Source organism: Streptomyces sp. NPDC058674 (genome assembly GCF_042716505.1).
Lineage (GTDB): Bacteria > Actinomycetota > Actinomycetes > Streptomycetales > Streptomycetaceae > Streptomyces.
In genome coordinates, this window is sequence record NZ_JBHXSC010000132.1 from 1 (window position 1) to 5,080 (window position 5,080).

Annotated in this window: 3 protein-coding genes; 1 reads left to right on the forward strand and 2 read right to left on the reverse strand. The window is 77.2% G+C overall.

From position 1 onward, the window contains the following. The first annotated feature begins 419 nt into the window (after positions 1-419). A complete protein-coding gene (locus ACFWU6_RS33490; RefSeq protein ID WP_383813290.1) occupies positions 420-1,535 on the forward strand; it encodes a glycosyltransferase family 4 protein in 1,116 nt (371 codons plus the stop codon). Between the two features lie 270 nt (positions 1,536-1,805). Here the strand turns inward: ACFWU6_RS33490 and ACFWU6_RS33495 are convergent, their stop codons facing one another. Then, positions 1,806-3,428: a PucR family transcriptional regulator gene (locus ACFWU6_RS33495; protein WP_383812046.1), complete on the reverse strand. Its 1,623-nt coding sequence runs from the start codon at positions 3,426-3,428 to the stop codon at positions 1,806-1,808. Between the two features lie 22 nt (positions 3,429-3,450). Then, entirely contained in the window at positions 3,451-4,833 is a 1,383-nt protein-coding gene (locus tag ACFWU6_RS33500) for an FAD-binding protein (RefSeq protein ID WP_383812044.1), read from the reverse strand. Between the last annotated feature and the right edge of the window lie 247 nt (positions 4,834-5,080).

Consider the following 5,080-nt stretch of genomic DNA (forward strand, 5'->3'; position numbering starts at 1 on the left):
CCCGGCCGGGGGTCCCGCCCGCGGACCACCCCATGGGGGTGGGGCCCCCGAGTACTGGACGTACTCGGGCGCCCCGACAACGCGGCGAGGTGCGGTGCCGGGCGCCGCGGGCCAGGCGGGACTTTGACGACAGGGCCCAGTGCTGTGACCGGGACGGTGCGCCGCGCCGGGCGCCGCGGCCCGGGGGGCCTCCTCCGGTCACGGCACGGGCCGGCGGCGGACCCGGGCCCGGGGCGCGCGCTGCGGCGCGGGCCCCTTTTTCGCGCCCTCCCCGGCCCCGGGAATAGCCCGTGTGGGTGAGCCTGGGGGGCGTCCGGCGATGTCTCGTACGGGATACGCACCCGTATGGTCCCGGAACGCGCGTACGGGCTGGCATCCTGGGCCACGTCTCTGACCCCCTCACCCTGGAGCCCCGGCCCGTGAGCAGCTCCCCGGTCTCCTCCCCGGTCCCCGCACAGCCCTACGGCCGGCCGCCGCTCCGCACCGTCCACGTACTCGGCGCCGGTGCGGGCGCGGGCAGCAGCGCGCACGTGCGCTCGCTCGCGACCGGGCTGGCCGCCCGCGGGGTGCGCGTCACCGTGTGCGCGCCCGTCGCCGCGGAGGGCGAGTACGACTTCACCGGCGCGGGCGCGCGGTTCGAGCCCGACGCGGCGAGCGCGCTGCGGGCTGCCTGCGCGGCGGCCGACGTGGTGCACGCGCACGGCGTACGGGCGGGGATGCGGGCGGCGCTGGCCCTGCGCGGGCGCCGCGTGCCGCTGGTGGTGAGCTGGCACGGCGACGGCCCCGCCGCCGGCGCGCTCGGGCGGTTGAGCCGGTTGCTGGAACGGCACGTGGCGCGGGCCGCCGCGGTGGTCCTGGGAGCCTCCTCGAACCAGGTGGACCTCGCCCGGCTCCGGGGTGCGCGCGACGCCCGGCTGGCGCCGGTGGCGGTCCCGCGGGCGCCCGAGGGCCCCGAGCCCGCCGACCCCGGGAAGGTACGGGCGGACCTCGGCGCGGTGGGCAGGCCGCTGCTGATCGCGGTCGGGAGCCTGGTGCCGCACCGGGGGTACTCCGTCCTGCTCGACGCGGCGCGCGCATGGCGGGCTCTGGAGCCCGCCCCGCTGCTCGTCATCGCGGGGGAGGGGCCGCTGCGGGCGGAGCTGTCCCGGCGGATCGAGGCCGAGGGCCTCCCCGTCCGGCTGCTCGGACGCCGCCGGGACGCGGCGCACCTGATGGCCGCGGCGGACGTGGCGGTGCTGCCGAGCCGCTGGGAGGGGCGGGCACCGCTCGCGCAGGAGGCACTGCGGGCGGGGGTGCCGCTGGTCGCCACGTCGGTGGGCGGCGTGCCGGAACTGGTGGGGGAGGGCGCGGCCCTGGTCCCGTACGGGGACCCGGCGGCACTGGCCGACGCCGTGGCGGAGCTGCTGCGGGACGGCGCCCGGCGGGCGGCGCTGGCCGAAGCGGGGCGGGCGCAGGCGGCGACGTGGCCGTCGGAGGACGACACGGTGGCGCAGGTCCTGTCGGTGTACGACGAGCTGGTGGAACGCGGGCGCTGAACTCCCGCCGGCCGGCCTGCCCGCCGGGTGCGGCCCGCGTACCGGGACCCCGCCCCGACCGCCGGCGGGGCCGGAGCGGACCCCGCGCCGGGCGGCGGCCGCTCGGGCCGCGGCTCCGGCCGGGCCGGCCCGGGCGGAGCCCCCGATCGCCGGCCGGCCGGGCGGGCGGCCCCGCCCGAGGGGTGGCGGTGGGGCGGCGGGCTCGCGGGCCCGGGTGGGGCGGGAGCGCCGTCTGCGGGTTCGCGGGAGGGCGGCCGCGGGCGGCGCCGTCTACGGGGTGGTGGTGTGGCGGCGGGCTCGTAGGGCCAGGCTGAGCGAGAGCACCGTCTCCGGGTCGTCCAGGTCCGTGCCCAGCAGCTCCGAGATGCGGGCCAGCCGGTTGTACAGCGTCTGGCGGTTCAGGTGCAGCTCGCGAGCCGTCTCCGCCTTGCGGCCCGCATGGGCCAGGTACGTCTCCAGCGTCGGCAGCAGCGGCGGCCGCGAGGCCACGTCGTGCGCCCGGAGCGGACCGATCGCGCGGTCCACGAACGCCGCCAGGTCGGGGTGCTCGCGCAGCCGCCACAGCAGCAGGTCGATGTCCAGGCGCCGGGCGTCGTACCAGGGGCGGGCGGGCAGGCCGTGGGCCGCCGTGGCGGTCTCCGCCGCGTGCCGCAGCCCCGCCGATGCGGCCGCCCAGCCGCCCGCGACGCCGACGACCACGGCCGGCGGCGCGGCGGCGCGGTCGAGGCCCGCCCGCTCCACGCCCGCCCGCAGCGCGAGCGCGACCCGGTCGGCCACCGCCGTACGCTCCGACTCCGCCCGCAGCGAGACCAGCAGCGGGACGCGGCCCTCGACCGGCCGCACACCCAGCAGCACCGGCACGCCGACGGAGGACAGCTCTTCGAGCACCGCGCGGGCCAGCACGGCCCAGTTGCCGGAGGGGCCCAGGTCCGTGCCCAGCCGCATGACCACCGGCAGCAGCGGCCCCGCGCCCGGCTTGAAGCCCAGGACGCGGGCCTGCGCGGGAGCGTCCTCCGCCGAGATGCGGCCCTCGGCCAGGTCCGTCAGGAAGTCGCCCCGGCCGCGCGCCGCGAGCTCGTCCTCCTGCCGCGCCTGCATGAGGACGACGGCCAGGACGCCCGCGGTGCGTTCCGCTGCCATCCGGTGCACGGGAGCCAGCGGAGCCGAGACCCCGACCAGGACGACCCGGGCGCGGACCGAGCCCGTGCCGTGGCCGCCGCCCGGCACGTCGACCACCACCGTGTTGGCCGAGGCCTCGACCTCGCGCTGGCCGCGCAGGCCCTCCCACACCTGGAGCGGGTCCGCGCCCGCGTCCCCGGCCGAGCTGGCGGCCGCGTACAGCAGCTGGCCGTCGGGGGTCTCCAGGAAGACCGGGTTCGCGGTGAAGTCCGCCAGGATGCGCAGCACCTGCGGGATGCCGCCGCCGCCCAGCAGGGCCTGCGTGCACCGCCGGTGGACCTCCTCGGCCCGCTGGAGCAGGGCGTAGTGGCCGTTGACGATCTCGGTGTGGACCTCCTCCGTGACGGTGACGAAGGGGACCTCCCGATGGAGTTGGACCAGGGGCAGGCCGGCCGTCCGCGCGGTCTCCACGAGGGTCGCGGGCAGCCTGGTGAAGCGCGGGCCCAGCTCGACCACGAGCGCGGCGATCCCCCGGTCGGCGAGGCGGCGTACGAAGGCACGCTGATCGGCGGGCCGGGTGCCGAGGCCCAGGCCCGTGGTCAGCAGCAGCTCGCCGCCCTTGAGCAGGGACGCGATGTTGGGGACCTCGCCCGCGTGCACCCAGCGGACGGTGCGGCCCAACCGGTCGGCGCAGGCCACCACCTCGGGCAGTCCGCTGCGCAGCCCCGGCAGCTCCAGTGCCCGCTGAACCGTGATCCCGCCCTGGTTGTCCATATCGCGGGACGCTATCAGGGGGTCAGCGGGGCTTGATGTTGTGGTTGAAGCGGAAGACGTTGTCGGGGTCGTACCGCCGTTTCACGTCTCCCAGCCGGCGCAGGTTCTCCTCGCCCAGCCCCGCCGCCACCCGCTCCGACCCCTCGTCGCCGGTGAAGTTGAGGTACACCGCACCGGTGCTCCACGGCCGCACGTCGGCCCGGACGTCCCGCACCCACTGCCGGCACCGCTCGTCGTCGGCGGGGTCCTCCCAGATGCCGAACGGGTGCACCGCCCAGGGCGAGTCCCGGTACGGCACGGGGAAGTGGGCCGGGCCGTCGGCGATGGCCCCGCCCAGGGGGAAGAGGATGTGCTGGGTGCCCGTCGGGACGGGCATGGAGCGGGCGCGGGCGCAGAAGACGTCGACCAGCTCGTCCGGCAGCCCGGTCAGGTACTCGGCGGACCAGTAGTTCCGCATCCCCGGGGGGTCGTCGATCATGCACTGGAGGTCCGCGTACGGCATGGCGGTGACGATCTCCACCTCGTGCGGGATCGCCAGCAGCGGACCGGCCAGCTCGCGCATCGGCTCCTCGGGCCCCGCGTAGGTCAGCAGGATGCCGCACAGGAGGGTGCCGACGAGGTGCGGCGGGACGAACGGCTCGGGCGGGGCGGTCAGGTAGAGGATGCCCCCGCTCGCCTCGACCGGGCCGTTCTCGACGAGGTCCCGGAAGGTGCGGGCGGCCTCGGGCCCGTGCTCCGGGGCGTACATGAGCATCGCGATCGACATGGCGGGCAGGTCGTGCAGGCGCAGCGTCAGGGAGGTCGCGACGCCGAAGTTGCCGCCGCCCCCGTGCAGGGCCCAGAACAGCTCGGGGTGGTCCTCGGCGGTCGCGGTGAGGGTCTCGCCGTCGGCGGTGACCAGGTCCACGCCCAGCAGGTTGTCCACGGCGAGGCCGAACTTGCGGTCCAGCCAGCCGGATCCGCCGCCGAGGACGAAGCCGCCGACGCCGGTGGTCGAGGCGCGGCCGCCCGTGGTGGCGAGCGCGTGGGGCTGGCAGGCCCGGTCCAGGTGGCTCATGGTCGCTCCGCCGGCGACCCGCACCGCCTTGGCCGCCGGATGGACGGTCACCTCGCACATCCGGCGCAGGTCGACGACGAGGGCGCCGTCTCCGCTGGCGTTCCCGGCCACGCTGTGGCCGCCGCCGCGGACGGCGACGGACAGGTCCAGTCCACGGGCGAACCGCACCGCGGTGACCACGTCGGCCTCGCTCTCGCACTGGGCGATGACGGCGGGACGGCGGTCGACCAGGGCGTTGAACACGCTCCGGGCCCCGTCGTAGCCGGGGTCCCCCGGCGCGAACACCTCGCCGGCCAGGTCCTCGCGGAGCGCGGTCAGTGCCGCACCCGCCTTCGAGAGGGGAGCCATGGCTGCCCCCTTCCGCCGTGGGGGAGGGCAAAGGTCCCCTCCAGCGTAGGCGGGCCGGTGCATCCCGGCGCGACGAGCGCACGGACCGCGCCGGACCGCGCCGCCCGCGCCGGGGCTCGCGAGACCCGGCGCGGGCCGGCACGCCACGGGAAGGCCTAGCTGTATTGATCACGAGCGTTGTTGACACTCGGCAGGTCTTGAACATGACGAAGACCTCCGGTGTGGTGGGAGCTGTCTAGGAACTCAC

What these genes read in the sequence shown, in the direction of transcription:
- ACFWU6_RS33495 (WP_383812046.1), bottom strand. Translation starts at nt 3,428, where the DNA reads ATGGACAACCAGGGCGGGATCACGGTTCAGCGGGCACTGGAGCTGCCG.
- ACFWU6_RS33500 (WP_383812044.1), bottom strand. Translation starts at nt 4,833, where the DNA reads ATGGCTCCCCTCTCGAAGGCGGGTGCGGCACTGACCGCGCTCCGCGAG.